The sequence below is a fragment of the Paenibacillus sp. FSL M8-0334 genome, assembly GCF_038000405.1.
Classification (GTDB): Bacteria; Bacillota; Bacilli; order Paenibacillales; family Paenibacillaceae; genus Paenibacillus_AQ; species Paenibacillus_AQ campinasensis.
In genome coordinates this window covers 1,982,529-2,000,533 of sequence record NZ_JBBOCH010000002.1, presented here as the reverse complement: position 1 = coordinate 2,000,533, position 18,005 = coordinate 1,982,529, and the positions used below count along the sequence as shown (strand labels likewise).

Below are 18,005 nucleotides of genomic sequence, written 5' to 3'. Positions count from 1 at the left end.
TGTAACATCTTGCTATTTGCTTTCGGGAACGCCCAGCATGTCCGGCAGCGTGACAAAATCGTAACCTTGACGCATCAGCTCTGTAATGATCTCCGGCAGCGCCTCAATGCTTCCGGTGAGATCCGAACCGGCTCCACCGCCTGCATGCTGGAGGACGATGGACCCCGGACCGATGGCGGATAAAATATTATGCTTGACCTCATCTTTGTTCAGTCCTTTCCAGTCTAGGGAATCGACGTTCCAGTTCACCACCTTGTAGCCGTTTTTCCTGGCCCATCTGAGCTGCTGTTCATTGATGTCGCCATAAGGCGGGCGGATGAGGGTTGGCGTCACACCAACGATGGATTCAATGACGGCATTGGTCCGTTCAATCTGCTTGATAAAGTCAGGCAGGCGAAGCTTGTTCAGTTGGGCGTGGTTATAGGAATGGTTGCCAATCGCATGACCTTCCTCGTGAATGCGTTTCAGCAAGTCGGGGTGCTTCTTGGCCCGGTTACCGACGACAAAAAAGGTGGCTTTGACATCATACTGCTGAAGAACGTCAAGCACTTTTCCTGTAAATCGGGGGTCGGGCACATCGTCAAAGGTTAGAGCAATCCGCTTGACGCGGGGACCACGGGTCCGGAATGTGTCGGGATATTGGGTCATTAATTGACTCAAGGTTGGCGTTTTCTTAGCGTCTTGCTGAGCACCTCCTGAATCGTTCCCTTGTTCGAACGTATCGGAAACCACAGGGGAATGAAGTTGATCCAGGACAGCGAGGACATCGCCATGATTAGCTGCGCTCATCGCAACGCCTGGCGAGATGACCATTCCGAATAAGAACAGCAAACAGCATACAATCGGATAGCTTTTCATCAATGACCCTCACTCCTTTGATTACAGTTTAGTTATGGAGAAAAAGCATGATGTGAGAATGATATGGGCCCGTTCTTGCATGCATAGATCCGGGAGTTTGCAGATTGAGATCGCCAAAGACGTTTTCCTATGGTATTCCCAGCACGGTATGCAATTATCCCCAAGCAAGGTTCTTTTTCGTTAATCCCAGGAAGGTGTATAATAGACATCGATAGGAGATAATTAGACAGATTTGGTTCGGAAGGGATGATATCGAGTGGCTGATTTATTTACACCTTATAATTTCAAAAACTTAACGCTGAGAAACCGTATCGTTATGCCGCCAATGTGTCAATATTCCGTGAAGACTGAAGACGGGATCCCGAACGAATGGCACTACGTACATTATGTAAGCCGCGCCGTCGGTGGTACAGGCTTGATTATTGTGGAGATGACAGCGGTTCATCCGGAAGGACGAATCACAGACCAAGACACCGGTATCTGGGGGGATGAACATATCCCGGCATACCGGAGGCTGGTGGATGCTGTGCATTCATACGGAACCAAGATCGGGATCCAGCTTGGCCATGCTGGACGCAAGGCTCAGGATGCAGATCCTCCTGTGGCACCGTCGGCGATTCCGTTCAATGACAGCTTTAGAATGCCGAGGGTACTGTCTACGCAGGAGATTGAGCAGTTAATCGAAGCTCATAAACAGGCGGCTCGCCGCGCTGTAGAAGCCGGATTTGATACGGTGGAGATCCACGGTGCACACGGTTATTTGATCCATCAATTCCACTCACCGTTAACGAACAAGCGTGAAGACGCGTATGGCCAGGATCTGGCGCTGTTCGGAGAGCGGGTCGTCAGGGCAGTTAAAGAGGTCGTGCCGGAAGGCATGCCGATTCTGATGCGCGTATCTGCCCAGGAGTATGTCGATGGCGGGTACGATGTGGAGTATTGTCTGGAAATCTGCAAGCGGTACAGAGACGCCGGGGTTGATATTTTTCACGTATCTTCAGGCGGAGAAGGGCCGATCGGTTCCGGTGGAGGGCCGAAAGCAGAGCCGGGATATCAGGTAGAACTGGCAGCCGAAATCAAGCGTCAGCTCGAGGTGCCGGTGATCGCGGTCGGATTACTGGATGAATATCAGGATGCGCAGGACGTCATTCTTTCTGGCAAGGCCGATCTTGTAGCGATTGGCAGAGCGATGCTCCGTGATCCATACTGGGCGATTCATGCAGCCAAAGCGTTGGATGGTGAGCAAAAAGTGCCGAAGCCGTACGAGCGGGGGTACCGTTCCTAATCCAGGTCATCATAGCATTACAAGAAAGAGGGTGTCCCAAAAGGGTACCGACGGATAAGCCAGTCCCAAACGTTAAACGGAAAAGCCTTCAAAACCACCGTTAAAGTGGGTTGAAGGCTTCTCTATTGCTTGAATTCCTGTCTAAAGTGGGGGCTAAAAAATCATAAAATACTTTTGGGACAGCCCCTTTGTTATTGGGCACGTAGCGGATGGAGAGATCCTATTCCTGCCATTCAACCAGGTTGGGCGTCTTGTCGAGAATGGAATCATATTGTGCGGACCAGCCGTATTTTGCATCGGGATCAAGCTGTTTGTACCGTTTGCATTTCTCCAGACGATGATTCGATTCGGGTCCGCCCATCCCATATGCTTGAGAGGCACGCCGGATAATGTATGTGGCAGCTCCAGCACATTTTCCGGGAATCTGCCGAAATGCTGGGGCGTTTCTTTCCACCGGGGACAAAATCCGGCTTGTATCGCACAAGAAAAGGGCGGTAGTAATGCTGTTCGTTCCAATACATGTCTTCCCGGTAGTGCGTCGGACTCCAGAAGTCCTACAGACGGAAGCAAAACACGTCATAATCGGTCTGTTCCAGCATCGCGTCCAGCCTGCTCTCAAAGCGGGACTCGAGCCATTCGTCGGCGTCCAGATTCAGAATCCAGCCGGGATGGACCCGGACCGTTTCCTCCCATTGCTGCTTGCGGAGTATGACTTCATTACTGAAGCAAGATTGTTCATTTCGGATCAGGGTTCGGGCAGACCTAGGGCAGCCGTAATCCGGTTGAGCTCCATCATGGATAGTGATTTATTTCCATTCAAGGTGCGGCTAAGCGCTCCAGAGTTAACGCCAGCGATCTGAGCAAATTGAGAGATCGACCAGCTTCGGTCTCTCAGATAAGATTCTATGTTTTGACGAATCCTACTATATCCCCTTCCAATAAATGCAATCTTATATAATATAAAGAAAACGCTGGCAAATTAACTTTATAGCTGAGAGGAGAGACACTTGAAGGTCCTGAAGAGCGTCTCTTAGGCGCGTAAAGCGTATGGGATACCTTTACGTTGTGGTGGAATTCCGAATACGGCATCAAGACTGGGAAACGGCCAGCTACAATGAGGGCGTATATTTATTGCTTCCGGGAAGCTTCTTGATTTCATTCCAGGCTTCGATTGCAGCTGTGCGGTCTTTGCCTCTGTTGTTCGGGTCTGCATAAAAATCGCGAATGAATTGATTGTATTCAAATTGAGGAGCAATGTTCTTCTTGTATGAGGGATCCTTCTGCCGATTCTCTTCCTCGTGCCAAGCTTCCACGGCGTCGCGGTAAGTTTTGCCTACATTGTTCTTGAAATAGTTCTGGATATAGGTGGAGAAATGAAACTTGGGGATCACGGTTTTGAAAAAAGCTCAGCATTTGTTCTTGTTGGACAAGCGATATGAGTAAATCAAGCCCAGACGTTCTCTTTCGAAGAGTAAAGGACAGCTAGGGTCTCTCTAAAGGACAAGCAACTTCCGTATGACAATGTTCATGGCAAGTGGACTTCATGCTGGTATCCAATGAAGATATACGAATGTGAGGGAGGCTGAACCGATGGTCCCGTTCCAAGGAAAGTTTGATGATATACAGGTCGAGTGCAAGGGCTATGGCGAAGATGTTCTGTTTACGATCACCGGAGGAGCAAGTCATATTGGGGCAATATCCACGGCATACCGGACTGCGCAGCGGCCAGGGTTCGCCGTGGACACCATTCGGGTGCCGGGGCATAAGGAGTATTTGCTGACAGGAGAGTTCGCATTGAAGGCCGCAGAGAGGCTGGGTCGTCAGGTAACGGTCATGATGGGCATCCATTATCCGGGTTTAACCCGTGAAGAAACGGAAGCCATTGTGTTCATAACGCGCGGGAAGCTGGAGAAAGTGCTGGTTGAATGGCAGCAGGCCCATGTATAATGAGAATATATCGATATTGTGGCTCATGGCAATCATCCGTGGTTGACATCAGAGCGGTCGGAAGTCCTCTCGTTCCCGCAGCGGGCACACCCTGACGGGAAGTCGAACTCGGATATCTGATACGAGCCATATTTTTTGATTTTTTTGAAACGTATTGCGGCACCACCACGTATCAATAGTCATAGTGTTTCAAATTCAAATATGAACTGAAGCGGAGGAAGGGAACCATGTCCATTTTTAAAAGATTACGCGACTTAACGATGGCGAACATTAACGCGATTATTGACAAGGCTGAAGATCCAATCAAAATGACCGATCAATATATACGGGATATGACCGCAGATCTGGAGGACGCCGAGAAGGCTGTTGCAGCACAGATTGCCATTGAGAAGCGCTTCAAAGCGCTTTATGAAGAGCAGGCTGCGCTGGTGGAGAAGCGGACCCAACAGGCACACACAGCGGCTCAAGCACAGAACGTGGATCTGGCTCGCCGGGCGCTCGAGGAGAAGAAGGCTGCTGAAGCGAAGCGGGATGAGTACAAGGCAAGCTATGATCAGAACAAGCTGGCAGCCGATAATCTGCGCGGCAAGCTGGAGGAAATGCGCAAGCAGCTGACCGAGATGAAGAACAAGCGGGAAACATTGGTAGCCCGTTACAACGCGGCCAAGGCACAGAATGAAATCAACAAGGCGATGAACGGATTCAGCTCCGACTCGGCATCTGCCGGCCTGAAGCGTATGGAAGAGAAGATGCTGCAGATGGAAGCAAGAGCAGAGGCTAGCAACGAGATGACCAAGCGCGAGAAATCGCTGGACGAAGAGTTCGAAAGCCTTGGCAAAGACAAGCAAATCGAAGATGAGCTTGCAGCTCTGATGAAACAGTACGAGGACAAGTAAAACGGGCATCGAACCATGGCGGCAAGTGGAGGCGAAGGAGGACAGGGAAGCTTTCGGGCGGACATCTCCTTCGTCTTTCTATATGCAAATGTCCGGTGCACATCCAGGATCTGAGGCTCTTGAATGAAAGCAAACGGAAAGTTGAATGTGGGGGAACGTTATGAATTTGGAAATGTTATTAAGCGTGCTCTTGTGGACGGCGACAGGGGCCGTGCTGCTGTTCGTGCTGATGTGGGTGGATTCACTGTTTACGAAATACAAGGATCTTGAGGAAGTCAAAGCCGGGAATATGGCGGTAACGACGCGGCTCGTGTTGAAGCTGGCAGCCCAGGGCTATATTTTATCTGTATCGATCAGCACGGCCTATCACCTGCTCGAGGCGGTTATTGTCTCCATCATCTCCTTTATCATTCTGCTGGTGCTCGAAACGTTGACAGAGCTGTTGCTGCGGCGTTTCGCCGGGCTTGATCTGGATCAGGGAACGAAGGCAGGCAAGACAGGCTACGGCCTGTTAGCCGGATCTCTGCACATCGTTGGGGCACTGATTATTACAGCATGTTTGTAAGATGATGAGATAGGGGATATGGATGATGAGCGTATGGAAACGAATCGGCAATATGTTTGCCAAGCCGAAGCCGGAGATCAAGGAGAAGAGTCCGCTTGAATTGTCCCCCGGCGATATCTGTGAGGTGTCGCTGGTTTCATATGAGGTGACAGGCCGCGTCCAGAACCGGAGCCGGAACGCCGCGCTGCTGACACTGCAGGATGGCAGCCGGATCGCATATCTCTATATTGAGGTGCGCGAGATGGTTCAGTATGCGCTGTATCATGCAATTGATGGCCGCTTGGACACACCGGGTGAAGTTCCGACAACGATTGAGCTGGATGAGCATGTTTTTCACCTGGAGGAAGAGTATAACGGTCATGTGACTGTAGCGGGGAAAACGCCGTTTATGGAGGGCGGAGAACAGCATGTATGGCAGTATCAATCCGATGATTACCGCCTGCTCCGGATTGAATGGCAGAATGGACGATTTATGCTGTATGAAGGCGAGAAAGTGATTCCGGGAGATGTGAGAATCCTCCGGGCGACGTAGGAGTGGTAACATGAAAGCACGCTCTTTTTTGCCAATCAAAATATTGCTGGTGCTCAGCTTCCTGGTATCGCTCCTGAGCGGTTGCGGCGCGCCGAATGTACGAGATACGTATCCGCTGGAATCGGTGAACCGGGAGAGCGGAGCCGAGTCCTTCGTGTACCGGGCCGAAGGGAAAAGTGTTCCCGAGGTTGCCCAGGAGCTGATGGCCGCGCAGGCCCCGGATCAGGTCTCGCCTGAAGATGATGAGCGAATGTTCCTCGTCTATGGGGATGAGTTCTACCACCTGCAGCAGGACCCTGACCAGCCATCGGATACGCTGATCGAGATCGATACCAAGGAATATGTCCGGAACAACTATAATCCGAGTTTCCTGCAAGGGTACCTGACGGCTGTTCTGCTCAGCGATCTGTTCGACAGCATGGGCAGAAGCGGCGGGGAGTATCGCGGCTATACCCAGAAGGATGTCTATAAGCCGAAGGAAGGCAGCTTCCGGAAGCCGACAGATCAGGACAAGAAGATAGCGCCACCGCTAACGGTGGACCGAAGCGGCAAGATCACAAGACGTGGTCAGGACAAGGTAGGGACGGGCGGAAGCCTGTTCAAGCGGAATCCGGATTCCGGGAATAACCGGGGCAGCATTACTCGCGGCGAATCCGGCGGCAGTCTGTTCGATTCACCGAAGAAATCATATACCAAACCGAAGACTCGCTCTGGATCAGGCAAGGTGTTCCGGCGTGGTCGAAGGTAGACCATTTGCGTGCGGCGAAGGCCGCGCGCTTTTTTATATCGACAGGAGCTCCCCGTGAAGAGCTTGGTTATACGCTGATCATGCGAGCGGTTTGGTTCGCGGGGGACGCAGGGGCTGTGTTTGCCATCACGATCATTTGGCGTTATAACTGATACTATAGGTTGATGAAGGCAGCTGGGAAGTATAGTCATGAAGAAGTGGGGGAGATGTAATGGAGAACGGGAAGGAACAGAGCGGGAAAGAACAGAACGGGAAGGGACAGCCCGATACACCCAATAAATTTCAGCGTAAAGCATTGCAGGTGCCGGTAGCCCAGGAGAAGGCGCTGGCTTATGTGCAGCCTGGTGAGACGGAGATCATCAGTCTGAAAGAAAGCGATGGACGGATTCTGGCCGCAGATGTGATTGCGCCTCATCCGTATCCGGCTTTTCGCCGGTCGGGTATGGACGGGTATGCGGTTCGTTCAGAAGACACGCTGGCTTGTGAAGAGGGGGAGACGGTGTGGCTCAAGGTCGTAGACCATATTCCGTGCGGATATGTATCGTCAGTGCCGATCACCGAAGGGACGACCTCGCGCATTATGACGGGTGCCCAGGTGCCAGACGGCGCGGACGCTGTGGTCATGCTGGAGGCGACAGAGAGCCGCAGTGAGAACGGAGAGACGTATATCGGGCTGAAAAGAGCGATTGAGCCTGGAAAAAATGTAACGCCGCGCGGATTCGAGCTCCAGGAAGGCGAGTTGATTCTTGCCAAAGGGCGCGAGATCGGTCCGGGTGAAATTTCAGTATTGGCGACATTCGGTGTTCATGAGGTGGAGGTGTACCGGCGCCCGGTGGTCGGGATATTCTCAACCGGAACAGAGCTGCTGGACATCGATGAGCCGCTTCAGCCGGGGAAGATCCGCAACAGCAACACCTACATGCTGGCAGCCCAGATTCGGGAGGCTGGAGGCACTCCGGTCGTCATGGAGGCGATCCCGGACGACATTGAGCTGGCACGAAGCAAAGTGGCGTCTGCGCTTCAGGAGTACGATATCGTGGTCACTACAGGCGGCGTATCGGTTGGCGACTATGACATCATGGGGGAGCTGGTTGCTTCGGGCGGGGTGGACATGCTGTTCAATAAGGTGACGATGCGTCCGGGCAGTGTAACGACGGCGGCGGTGAAGGACGGGAAACTGCTGTTTGCCTTGTCTGGCAATCCGGGTGCTTGCTTCGTCGGCTTTCTGCTGTTCGTCCGTCCGGCGATTCGCAAGAAGCTTGGCATGACGCAGCTGCATCTGACCGAATGGACCGCCGAGCTTGGGGCGGATTACAGCAAAGTGAACAATTTTACCCGGTTCGTGCGCGGACGGTTGGGGGTTCGGGAAGGTCGACTCGTTGCTACTCCAGCTCAGCTTGATGAATCCAGTGTCATGGTCACGATCAAGGATAGTGAATGTCTGATTGTGATACCGCCGGAGTTGAAGGGCGCGTCTAAAGGGCATCCCGTGACGGTGCTGGTGCTTCCGGGAGCCTGGTCATGAAAGAGGTTCGAGTCGTTCAACTATGCGGTTATAAAAACAGTGGAAAAACGACGCTGCTGGCTGCTGTCATACGTCAGCTCAAGGCGCGCGGCGTCCGGCTGGCTGTCATCAAGCATGATGCGCATCAATTTGAGATGGATCATCCGGGCACCGACACCGATCAGTTCCGTGAAGCCGGCGCGGATGCGGTAGCGATCACATCACCGGGACGAACGGCGGTGTTGATGGAAGCAGAGACGCCGCTTGAGACACTCATCGGCGCTTTCCGGGACGTTGACCTCGTGCTCGTGGAAGGCTTCAAGCAAGCGGCATATCCGAAGCTGGTGCTGCTGCGGGATGAAGCTGATGCTGGGCTGCTGCAGCTGCAGGGCGTAATGGGCATCGTTGTGCCGAAGGAGATGATTAAGCCGCAGAAGATGACAGAAGAGCCGGGCAGGGGACTGACGGTGGGGTCTGACCTGCCGGCTCCGGTGATACCGCGGGATGACGTGGATGCCATTGTGGCGTTGATCCTTTCGAGTGAAGCTCAGTGAAGCAATTTGATGTGCTATGAAACCATAAGACTCACAATGAGACGTTATAAGTCACTAGGTGTCCCTATGACACATTAAGCGTCCGTTCGGCGTTCAATAGCCTCGGACATCGTTTTGTCGGTCAGATGGGCATATACCTCGGTTGTTTCCGTCGAGGCGTGCCCAAGCTGTTCCTTGGTTTTGTAGATGTCGTTCTGTAAATAATAATCGGTGGCAAAAGAATGCCGCAGCTTGTGGACGGTCAGCGCTGGCTTGCCAAAACGCTTGGCGTATTTGATAATCATCGCCTGGATCGCGCGCTTGGTCATGCGCTGGCCTTCGTTTTGCCCGTTTCGCAGGGCGACGAACAGTGCTTTCTCCTTCTTCGGAACCTTATAGCGGGCTTGCCGCAGCTGCAAATAATGCTCCAGATCGTCTTTGGCCTGAGTCCGGAAATAGACCGGCGTTTTGAACGTTTCGTCGTTGTTGCCCTTGCGGAATACGTGAAGCATCTTGTTGTTCAAATCAATGTCCGACAGATTGAGATTCACCACCTCGGACACCCGCAGCCCGGAATTCAGGATCAGACTGGCGATGCAGGCATCCCGGACCTTGTTCTGCTCATGGGCGTATAACGCCTGCTTGTTGTTGGCGACATCCTGGGCGTAGCCCTCGTGGATGTAGGTGATGAATTCCTGCAGCTCGTCCTCTTCCAAAATCTTGCCCTTGAGCTTGGCGGCAGTGTCCTTCGGCTTGTGGATCCGCTTGATCTCCACCTTCGCCATAATGTTGCGCTTCAGAAGCGGATAGAAATCCTCATCCTCAGCGATTTGACTTAAATAGTGAAACAGCGACCGCAGTGAAGACAGCTTGCGGGACACCGTGATTCTGGAATTTGCGCCCTCTCGGCGCGTCGTCAGGTACAGCCGGTAAGCGGTAATGCTGTCCATGCGCAGGCTTTCCAGCTCGGAGAGCGCCACTTCCCGGTTCGAAGCTGCGGCCGACAGACCTTCCGCCCGCAGCCAATTAAAGAACGTTTCATAATCTCTTACGTATTCGAGCAGTGTCGAAGGGGAGAGATCCGGAAGTTTATAGTCGATAAATTGCTGTACATACCAAGGCATGGCCGGGGACTTCTCGTCCAGCTTGACCCGATCCTGTTCTTTTTGGATGTTCATGGTATCACCTCTAATCAAATGCGATGAAATGCGGATAAGCTTGTTCTTTACCTAGTGTATCATATGACGCCCTTTGACGTCCTGATGAATGGGAGGGTGGGGGCTTACCGGGCAGCGGTGCTGGCGGTTTGCTGTTACTTGCTTGTGATCGGACAGGTCACGTTATATGATAACAGTACATCGTGGACCTCATCGTTTAGACATCGTCATCTTGGCAAGGAGGCAGCAGTTTCATGAATTCAGCGCATAGCGGCAGAATGGGGCTGGAGCTTGTCCCCAAACGAAAGCAGCATGTTATTACCAATATGATGCAGTTTTACTTTTATGATTTTACCCGTTATCTGGACTTTGATTTGAACGATCAGGGGCTGTTTGCAACGTACCCGGATCTGGATCAGTTCTGGAAGAAGCGGGACCGGAAATACCCGTTTCTCATTACATACGACCAGCGTCCTGCCGGATTTGCATTAATTGAGCGGGTGGAGGATAGCGAGGAAGCGGATTATTACATGACCGAATTTTTTGTCATGCAGAAATACCGCAGGTTCGGGCTCGGTTCATGGGCGGCTCGCGAGCTGTTCGACCGCTTCCAAGGGCGGTGGAAGGTCAGTCAGGTAAGCACGAATCAGCCGGCACAGACGTTCTGGCGCAAGGTGATCGGCGTTTATACGGACGGGAGATACCAAGAGCGGATTGACCCGGAGCGCGGGAATCCGTCGCAGTATTTTTCCTCTGGCCCGGGAAACCGTTAGCTCTTATGTGTAGTGTGATAGATAGACAGCGACAGAAAGATATATATAGCAGCTTAACGATCATTATATATCGATAGCAAATTTAATGATATTAATTATTAATCTGGTTAAATGATTGGTGTATCGTGGATGTATCGGGCGGAAATCGCCTTGGAATCGAAATAAATGGGGTTGTAGTATGGAGGGGAATATATTGTATTTGCCATCTTTTCGTTTAGAGGGAAAAACAGCGTTTGTAACAGGTGCAGGCCGGGGAATCGGGAGAGCGTTAGCGATCGGGCTGGCCGAGGCGGGCTGTGATGTCGGTCTCATGTCGCGCACGCGCAGTGATCTGGAGGAAACTGCAGAGCAGGTTCAACGTGCCGGGAAGGGCAAGGCGATTATCCTTCCGGCAGATCTGACGGACAGAGAGCAGATGGAGGGAGCGATCTCGCAGTTTGTGCAGGAAGCGGGCAAGCTCGATATTCTCGTGAACAACGCAGGCATGAACATCCGGACGCCGGCGCTTGAGGTGACGGAAGCAGAATGGGATGTGATCGTACAGACCAATCTGAAATCGGCTTTCGTTGCCTCACAGATCGCGGCTAAGCAGATGAAGGAGCAGGGAGGCGGCCGCATTATCAATATCTCATCCGTAGGCGGACATACGGCGCTAAGAACCGGCGTGGTCTACGGCTCGACCAAAGCGGCGCTGATCCATATGACCAAGGTGCTCGCGCTTGAATGGGCGCAATACGGCATTCAGGTCAACGCGGTGGGTCCGTGGTATTTCCGGACTTCGCTGACCGAGAAGCTGCTGTCCGACGAGGCGTATCTCAAGGATATACTGGACCGAACTCCGCTCAAACGCGTGGGTCAGCTGGAAGAGGTCGTGGGCCCTGTGGTGTTCCTTGCCTCCGATGCGGCCAATTATATGACAGGGCAGACGCTGCTTGTGGATGGCGGAATGAGCATTTATGGGTTTGGATCATTGTTACCATAAGTGAATATCGTAGGCTCAACCCCAGACATTGGTGCTTGATGTGTGTCGTTGTCTTTCTGCCTCCCTTATAACCATTAACCCTTTGGTTCAGGAGGAATCAGCCTGATCAAACGGGATAATCATGCTAAGCCTCTGGAGAAGGAGGACGTGTGCTGGAATCGACATTTGCTTCTATAATCGAGGCTGGATTCGAAATAGCCGTGCAGGGTAATAATCCCGTAAGGCCGAAATGAATCATGTAAAAAAGGAGCGTGTTGTTGCATGGAACGCAGAGCTTATGGCAATACGGATATGCAGGTCAGCATTTTAGGATTCGGCGGGGCCGAAATCGGGAACAAGGATTTGCCGACGGTCGAGAAGCTGCTTCACAGCGCGCTGGACGCCGGACTTAACGTCATTGATACGGCGGAGTGCTACGGCAATAGCGAGGAGCTGATCGGCAAGGCACTGGCGGGGCGCAGATCAGAGTATTATCTGTTCACCAAGTGCGGACATGCGTCAGGGCTTGATTATCCCGACTGGGATCCGGTACTGCTGGAGAAGACGATTGATCGCAGCTTGCAGCGGCTGCAGGTCGATTACGTAGATATCATTCACCTCCACAGCTGTTCCGAGGAAATCCTCCGCCAAGGCGAAGTGATCGAGGTGCTGAAGAAGGCGAAGGAGCAGGGCAAGACGCGCTATATCGGCTACAGCGGGGATACCAAGGATGCGCTGTATGCGGTGCAGACCGGAGTCTTCGATAGCCTGGAAACCTCGGTGAACATTGCCGACCAGGAAGCCATTGATTTGACCATTCCGGAAGCGCTTCAACGGGGGATGGGCGTCATTGCTAAGCGGCCGATTGCCAACGTTGCCTGGCAGCATGATACGCTCAGCGAGCAGGATTATGCGTATCCTTACTGGCTCCGTCTCGGAGAGCTGAATTATGATTTCCTGACAGATGTTCAGCAAGGCGTTGAAACCGCGCTTCGATTTACGCTGAGCACCCCGGGGGTTGCAACGGCGATTGTAGGAACGGCCAACCCGGGGCGCTGGCAGCAAAATGCCGAGCTGCTGGCCAAAGGCCCGCTGCCGCAGGAAGCGTACGAATCGATTCGCCGCCGCTGGAAGGAAGTGGCCGGGGCCGATTGGGTCGGCAAAGTGTAATCGACGGCTCCTTATTCACAGACAGGATATTTACATCAGGATTGTGCAGATTGCTAAGTGGCTGATCAGCAGGAGGATTCCTGCAGGTCGGCTTTTTTTATGACCAGAACCTGGGCGTATACTGGCTTGTAACGACATAAAGTGACACCCCGAAGGACGAACCGGATGTCAATACGTAGAGAATACGAACCTCAGATCTATGAGTGTATACATAATTGCGCAAAATACCCATAAAGCCGATGATAACGGCCATTTCAACCCCCTTATTATATTATTTCAACATATGAAAATTTCACAATAGTTGAAAGCGACCATGCCGCTCTTGAGACCTTTCATCTGCCATTCCACCACCCACGTACCTAATTACCCACGCCCGTATCAAAAGAGAGGGGAGCCCGAAACAGTTCAAAGCCTCCACCTCGACCTCCACCTCGACCTCGCCGCTAGCAGCCGCGAAGATATCGAAGAACGTCATCTGGGGAGGGGGATATAGGGTTAAGGCATCCCGGCAGGCCCGGCTGTAGAATAATTTACCCCTGCATAATAAAATTGTAGCCCTTTGAAAGCCTTTGCCCGTGGCATAAAATGCTGATAAGACATCAACGACCCACGGCAAAAATAACGAAGGGGGAAATCGAATGTTAAAAAAGTCATCGATGATTCTGATGAGTGTCATGCTGCTGTTCGCGACATTCCTGGCTGCCTGCGGCGGCGGAGGCACGAGTTCGTCGGGGGATGGCGGCGACACGGGGACAGAGACACCGCCCGTGGCGGAAGAGAATGCACCGCCGGTCAAGCTGCGTGTGTTCTCGACGTTCGGCGGAACCGATGCGGCGCGTGAAGCGTTCCAATCCGCGCTGGACGAGTTCACGGCTTCACATCCGAATGTAACGATTGAGAATGACACGATGTCCGCGAATGACGACGGCTTCCGGACGAAAGTCAACACCGACATGAACAGCGGCAACGAGCCGGATCTGCTGTTCTACTTCATCGGTGCGGATGCCGAAGGATTCGTCAATGCGGGCAAGGTCGTTCCGCTCAACGATCTTCTCGAGGAGGATGCCGAATGGAAGGGCGGCTTCATTCCGGATGCGCTGGAGCTTGCCAGACAGGAAGACGGCAACATCTATGCGGTGCCGCTGACGGGCTTTTATGAAGGTCTGTTCGTGAACAAGAAGATTTTCGAGGATCATGGGCTTGAGCTGCCAACCGATTGGGATAAGCTGACGACAGCGGTCAAGACGCTGTCCGAGAATGGCATCATCCCGTTGTCGGTGCCGTTTGACCAGTCTCACTATCTGATCGAGCATGCCGTACTGTCGGCTGCGGGTCCGGAAGGTCAGAACAAAGGGCTGAAGGATGAAGTGGATCCGAACTGGGAGAAAGGCTATGCTGCCATCAAGGAATTGTATGATCTTGGCGCATTTCCGAAAGATGCGGCAACCATCGATCTGAGCATGGCCGGCAACTATTACAGCGAAGGTCTTGCGGCCATGATTCTTGAAGGCTCGTGGGCCATCGGCGGATGGAATGAAGATGTGCGTGACCAGACGACGGTGGTGCCATTCCCGGCCGTTCCTGGCGGTGTAGGCAGCGGCAACGACATTGTGGGCGGCTTCGGCACAGGCTTCTACCTGTCCAAGGCGACGTATGATGACGCAGCGAAAAAAGATACGGCGGTTGCGTTGATGAAACATCTGACGTCCCCGGCCAGCATTCAGAAGATTGCTACCGCGAACGGCGGTACGCCGGCGGCGGATGTAGAAGTGACCGGGCTGCCGCAGGTTGCGCTCGACGGCTTCTCGATGGCGGCGAAAGCAGCATCCATCAGCTCGCCAATTGACAGCAAAGTGGCACAGGAGACCTTCGGCAACCTTCGCGCCAGCGTATATGCGGTTATCCAGGGCGAGAAGACGCCGACCGAAGCGATTGCCGATGCGAAAAAGGTAGAGGACGACAACAGACCATAAATATTGTCTAGAGAACATTCGCATAACCGTTAGCAAACGCCGCCCGATTCTGCATGCCTGGGCGGCGTCGCTATTTCGGGTGTCAGGAAGAACCGATAAATTCTACATCAAGGGTGATAAAAATGAAGGGTGATCGAAAGTATATATGGATGTTTTTGCTTCCTGCCGCAGTGATCATGGCCATCTTTTTGTATTATCCGTTTTTCAAGAGCCTCTATCTGAGCTTTTACCGGACGACAGGCTTCTTTGATAAACGGTTTGTCGGGTGGAACAACTACGAGCGGCTGTTCTCGGATGAGCTTCTGGGTGCGGCAACGCTGAACACGCTCGAAGTGATGCTGTACGTGCTGGTGTTTCAGGTCGGCATCGCGCTTGTTCTCGCAGTGCTGGTGGACTCGATCCGAAAGGGGAAGGATTTTTACCGGACGGTCTTTTTCTTCCCGGTGGTCATATCCGGTACGGCCATTTCACTGTTGTTTGTCCTGTTCTATAACTATAATTTCGGTCTGCTGAACAACCTGCTTGCCCAGTTCAATATCGAGAAGGTGCTGTGGCTGGATCAGGGCAATGCGCTGAAGGCCATTTCGATTCCGACGGTATGGCATTATGTGGGCTTTTACTTCATCTTGTTCCTGACTGCCATGTCCAAAATCCCATCCGACTATTATGAGGCAGCCAAGCTGGAAGGCATCAGCGGCCTCAAAAAGACAACCATGCTCACCATTCCGCTCATCATGAGCGACATCAAGGTCGTCATTACGCTGGCCATCACCGGTACGCTCAAAGTATTCGAGTTCGTCTGGGTCATTACAAGAGGCCAGAACGGCACCGAGGTACTCGGGACGTATATGTACAAAAAGGCGATGGTCGATCAAAACTTCGGATATGGTTCAGCAGTTGCAATTTACATGGTTATTTTCGGCGTGGTGTTGGCGCTTGTGGCCAACCGGTTGTTGAAGCGGGATGAGATTACATATTAAGCCATATAGGGGTGTTCGATTATGGAGCCGACGATTGTCGCGGAGCAACAAAAACAGCAGGTGATCCATAAGAAAAGATGGAAAGCGAGCAGTGTGATCATCTACATCATTCTGACGGCATGGTCGCTAACCACAATATATCCGCTGTTCTGGATTGTGAACAATTCGTTCAAGGTGTCCCGGGATGTCATGAATGACTCATTCTCCATTGCGTGGAATCCGGTGTGGACGAATTATGAAAATGCTTTTGAGCGGATCAACATTGGCCGAAGCTACATGAACAGTCTGATTATGTCGTTCAGTACGGTATTCCTGGTGCTGCTGCTGGGAGGCCTGGCAGCCTATGTGTTGTCCCGGTTTCAGTTCCAAGGAAAAAGAACGATCTATTCCGTGCTGTACGCCACCTTGCTGATTCCGGCATTCGCCACCGTCGTGCCGGTGTATGAGCTGCTGATTCAGACGAGTCTTGTGAACACATATTGGGGATTGATACTGCCGCAGACGGCCGGGAATTTGACCTTTGCGATTCTGGTCATCGCCGGATACATGAGCACCATTCCGAAGGAGCTGGAGGAAGCGGCGTTCATGGATGGCTGTAATCGCTGGCAGATGTTCTACCGCATCTTCGTGCCGATCTCGCGCCCGGTGTTTGCATCGGCGAGCATTTTTGTATTCCTGTGGTCTTACAATGACTTGTTCTCGGCACTGATCTTCGTGAATAAGGAAAATGTACGGCCGATCGTTGCTTTGCTGAACGAGATCAGCTCGCAGTACGGAACCGACTTCGGCCTGATGGCCACGGCGGTGTCGCTGACGGTCATTCCGGTGTTTCTGGTGTACTTGATGATCTCGAAGTATATCCAGAAGGGATTGACCGAAGGAGCGGTCAAGGGATAAGCAGGCCTTTAGGGACGGGATAGAATCCGTTAAGGGAATTGGGGAGATGGTATGACGGATTTATGCAGATCAGGCGCCCGTTCGTGCTGGACATAATGAAAATGATCGTGCGAGGATGGAAGCTGACTTCGCCACCGCAATGTGGAATGACGGTGGTGATAGGTCGGCTTTTTATTTTTTTGTGTAGCGACAGGGCCTGAAGTCAATGCGAAAAATGGAAAAAACAGCCTGAAAAACGATTGTATTCTAACGATATATCGTATAAAATTCGGAGTAATACGATATATCGTAATGGAGGGCAATGCATGACCAAGGAATGGAAGCAAGAGGAGAGACTGTTTTTGCATTTGGGCAATGCGCGGGACACCGGAGGCTCGGGCAGACGGTATTTCAGCCGGGGCGGGGTTAAGTATGCGCTGCTGGAGCTGCTCAGTCATGAGAATATGCATGGCTACCAAATGATGAAGGCGCTGGAGGAGCAGTCGGGCGGTACATATAAGCCAAGCGCCGGCTCGATTTACCCGACCCTGCAGATGCTTCGGGACCAGGGATTGGTAGAGCCCTATAAGCAGGACGGCAAGCGGATATTTCAAATTACGGAGGAAGGCCGGGCTTATTTGCAGGAAGAAATGGAGCGTCCGGAACCGCTCAATGCTGCTGAGCAAGGGGGGGAACCTGCTGAGTTCGGCTACGACGGTCACCGCGGCTACCGCGGCCACGAAGACGAGCGCGATGCGGACCTGGATCCGCCGATGCCCCGGCGCAATCGGCGGCTGACGCCGAAGGGCAAAGAGCTGATCCACCTGCTGAAAGCAGCGGAAAGGGCAGCGATCGCCGATCCGGCGAAAGCAGAGCAGCTTCGGGCTGTGCTTGCGGACCTTCGCCAGACGCTGCAGCATATCGCTGGCATGCCCGTGCCGGGCAGCGAGTCTGATGCGGCGTATTCCGCGGCTCCGGCAGAGCCTGGCGGTTCGGCAGGGACGCCAGCGCCCGAGGGGCGTGAGGGATCGCCCGACGCTCCTGGCCCAGCGGACCGCTCCGATCATCCCGCTGCGGGTTCATCCGGCATGCCGGAAGGGCCATTCGGGCAATCCGGTTCCAGCGGCAGCCAGCCGCAACGAAATGAAGAGGAGTGAGCTGCTGCGGTTGTAGCAGTAACGCTGCCAGGCATTGTCTGGCAGCTGCCGTGCAGAATCGCTCGGGTTCCTATGAACATGTTCCCCGGG

At 52.9% G+C, this 18,005-nt stretch carries 18 protein-coding genes and 1 pseudogene; 15 read left to right on the top strand and 4 right to left on the bottom strand.

Annotated elements, in window-relative coordinates; translation table 11 throughout:
• Positions 1-12: 12 nt before the first annotated feature.
• A complete protein-coding gene (locus tag MKX64_RS23220; RefSeq protein WP_445670849.1) occupies positions 13-861 on the bottom strand; it encodes a polysaccharide deacetylase family protein in 849 nt (282 codons plus the stop codon).
• 253 nt (positions 862-1,114) lie between these two features.
• Here MKX64_RS23220 and MKX64_RS23215 point away from each other — a divergent pair, with 253 nt between their 5' ends.
• Positions 1,115-2,143, top strand: a complete 1,029-nt coding sequence (locus tag MKX64_RS23215; protein WP_095263734.1) for an NADH:flavin oxidoreductase/NADH oxidase — start codon at positions 1,115-1,117, stop codon at positions 2,141-2,143.
• Between the two features lie 745 nt (positions 2,144-2,888).
• Here the strand turns inward: MKX64_RS23215 and MKX64_RS24340 are convergent.
• Positions 2,889-3,050 carry a helix-turn-helix domain-containing protein gene (locus tag MKX64_RS24340; RefSeq protein WP_413773597.1) on the bottom strand — a complete coding sequence of 54 codons (162 nt, stop codon included), beginning with the start codon at positions 3,048-3,050 and terminating at the stop codon, positions 2,889-2,891.
• Between the two features lie 202 nt (positions 3,051-3,252).
• Positions 3,253-3,549 (bottom strand): annotated as a pseudogene (locus tag MKX64_RS23210) (DUF6434 domain-containing protein); the annotation flags it as partial.
• Between the two features lie 184 nt (positions 3,550-3,733).
• Between MKX64_RS23210 and lpdD the strand changes: the two are divergent.
• From lpdD to mobB, 7 genes are all read left to right on the top strand, one after another.
• Complete coding sequence (lpdD, locus tag MKX64_RS23205; protein ID WP_341037594.1) at positions 3,734-4,090, top strand: prenylated flavin chaperone LpdD; 357 nt, start codon at positions 3,734-3,736, stop codon at positions 4,088-4,090.
• 227 nt (positions 4,091-4,317) lie between these two features.
• Positions 4,318-4,986 (top strand): PspA/IM30 family protein, encoded by a 669-nt coding sequence (locus tag MKX64_RS23200; protein ID WP_095263737.1) that lies wholly within the window; start codon positions 4,318-4,320, stop codon positions 4,984-4,986.
• A gap of 160 nt (positions 4,987-5,146) precedes the next feature.
• On the top strand, positions 5,147-5,551 hold the full coding sequence (locus MKX64_RS23195; RefSeq protein WP_341037590.1) for a DUF350 domain-containing protein: 405 nt from the start codon (positions 5,147-5,149) through the stop codon (positions 5,549-5,551).
• A gap of 25 nt (positions 5,552-5,576) precedes the next feature.
• Positions 5,577-6,083 carry a DUF4178 domain-containing protein gene (locus MKX64_RS23190; protein WP_095398469.1) on the top strand — a complete coding sequence of 169 codons (507 nt, stop codon included), beginning with the start codon at positions 5,577-5,579 and terminating at the stop codon, positions 6,081-6,083.
• 10 nt (positions 6,084-6,093) lie between these two features.
• The gene (locus MKX64_RS23185; RefSeq protein ID WP_095398468.1) at positions 6,094-6,831 is read left to right on the top strand and encodes a DUF4247 domain-containing protein; all 738 of its coding nucleotides are present in this window, start codon (positions 6,094-6,096) and stop codon (positions 6,829-6,831) included.
• Between the two features lie 211 nt (positions 6,832-7,042).
• Entirely contained in the window at positions 7,043-8,356 is a 1,314-nt protein-coding gene (locus MKX64_RS23180; protein ID WP_341037588.1) for a molybdopterin molybdotransferase MoeA, read from the top strand.
• Positions 8,353-8,889 (top strand): molybdopterin-guanine dinucleotide biosynthesis protein B, encoded by a 537-nt coding sequence (gene mobB, locus MKX64_RS23175; protein ID WP_095398466.1) that lies wholly within the window; start codon positions 8,353-8,355, stop codon positions 8,887-8,889. The genes MKX64_RS23180 and mobB overlap by 4 nt, the downstream gene beginning before the upstream one ends.
• Positions 8,890-8,963: 74 nt before the next feature.
• Here the strand turns inward: mobB and xerS are convergent, their stop codons facing one another.
• On the bottom strand, positions 8,964-10,046 hold the full coding sequence (gene xerS / locus MKX64_RS23170) for a tyrosine recombinase XerS (protein ID WP_095263743.1): 1,083 nt from the start codon (positions 10,044-10,046) through the stop codon (positions 8,964-8,966).
• A 233-nt stretch (positions 10,047-10,279) separates the two neighbouring features.
• Between xerS and MKX64_RS23165 the strand changes: the two genes are divergently transcribed.
• The 7 genes from MKX64_RS23165 (at position 10,280) to MKX64_RS23135 (ending at position 17,915) form a co-directional block, all read left to right on the top strand.
• Positions 10,280-10,798 (top strand): GNAT family N-acetyltransferase, encoded by a 519-nt coding sequence (locus MKX64_RS23165; protein ID WP_095263744.1) that lies wholly within the window; start codon positions 10,280-10,282, stop codon positions 10,796-10,798.
• 193 nt (positions 10,799-10,991) lie between these two features.
• Positions 10,992-11,780: an SDR family NAD(P)-dependent oxidoreductase gene (locus MKX64_RS23160; protein WP_341037587.1), complete on the top strand. Its 789-nt coding sequence runs from the start codon at positions 10,992-10,994 to the stop codon at positions 11,778-11,780.
• Between the two features lie 261 nt (positions 11,781-12,041).
• A complete protein-coding gene (locus tag MKX64_RS23155; RefSeq protein WP_341037586.1) occupies positions 12,042-12,929 on the top strand; it encodes an aldo/keto reductase in 888 nt (295 codons plus the stop codon).
• 638 nt (positions 12,930-13,567) lie between these two features.
• Entirely contained in the window at positions 13,568-14,902 is a 1,335-nt protein-coding gene (locus MKX64_RS23150; protein WP_155617789.1) for an ABC transporter substrate-binding protein, read from the top strand.
• A gap of 122 nt (positions 14,903-15,024) precedes the next feature.
• Complete coding sequence (locus MKX64_RS23145; RefSeq protein ID WP_095263748.1) at positions 15,025-15,882, top strand: carbohydrate ABC transporter permease; 858 nt, start codon at positions 15,025-15,027, stop codon at positions 15,880-15,882.
• Between the two features lie 21 nt (positions 15,883-15,903).
• Positions 15,904-16,779, top strand: coding sequence for a carbohydrate ABC transporter permease (locus MKX64_RS23140; RefSeq protein WP_095263749.1), 876 nt, complete (start codon positions 15,904-15,906; stop codon positions 16,777-16,779).
• A 305-nt stretch (positions 16,780-17,084) separates the two neighbouring features.
• A complete protein-coding gene (locus tag MKX64_RS23135; protein WP_095398463.1) occupies positions 17,085-17,915 on the top strand; it encodes a PadR family transcriptional regulator in 831 nt (276 codons plus the stop codon).
• Positions 17,916-18,005: the final 90 nt, after the last annotated feature.

Coding starts and splice junctions, on each gene's coding strand:
- lpdD (WP_341037594.1), top strand. CDS start 3,734: ATGGTCCCGTTCCAAGGAAAGTTTGATGATATACAGGTCGAGTGCAAG.
- MKX64_RS23200 (WP_095263737.1), top strand. CDS start 4,318: ATGTCCATTTTTAAAAGATTACGCGACTTAACGATGGCGAACATTAAC.
- MKX64_RS23195 (WP_341037590.1), top strand. CDS start 5,147: ATGAATTTGGAAATGTTATTAAGCGTGCTCTTGTGGACGGCGACAGGG.
- MKX64_RS23190 (WP_095398469.1), top strand. CDS start 5,577: ATGAGCGTATGGAAACGAATCGGCAATATGTTTGCCAAGCCGAAGCCG.
- MKX64_RS23185 (WP_095398468.1), top strand. CDS start 6,094: ATGAAAGCACGCTCTTTTTTGCCAATCAAAATATTGCTGGTGCTCAGC.
- MKX64_RS23180 (WP_341037588.1), top strand. CDS start 7,043: ATGGAGAACGGGAAGGAACAGAGCGGGAAAGAACAGAACGGGAAGGGA.
- mobB (WP_095398466.1), top strand. CDS start 8,353: ATGAAAGAGGTTCGAGTCGTTCAACTATGCGGTTATAAAAACAGTGGA.
- xerS (WP_095263743.1), bottom strand. CDS start 10,046: ATGAACATCCAAAAAGAACAGGATCGGGTCAAGCTGGACGAGAAGTCC.
- MKX64_RS23165 (WP_095263744.1), top strand. CDS start 10,280: ATGAATTCAGCGCATAGCGGCAGAATGGGGCTGGAGCTTGTCCCCAAA.
- MKX64_RS23155 (WP_341037586.1), top strand. CDS start 12,042: ATGGAACGCAGAGCTTATGGCAATACGGATATGCAGGTCAGCATTTTA.
- MKX64_RS23150 (WP_155617789.1), top strand. CDS start 13,568: ATGTTAAAAAAGTCATCGATGATTCTGATGAGTGTCATGCTGCTGTTC.
- MKX64_RS23145 (WP_095263748.1), top strand. CDS start 15,025: ATGAAGGGTGATCGAAAGTATATATGGATGTTTTTGCTTCCTGCCGCA.
- MKX64_RS23140 (WP_095263749.1), top strand. CDS start 15,904: ATGGAGCCGACGATTGTCGCGGAGCAACAAAAACAGCAGGTGATCCAT.
- MKX64_RS23135 (WP_095398463.1), top strand. CDS start 17,085: ATGACCAAGGAATGGAAGCAAGAGGAGAGACTGTTTTTGCATTTGGGC.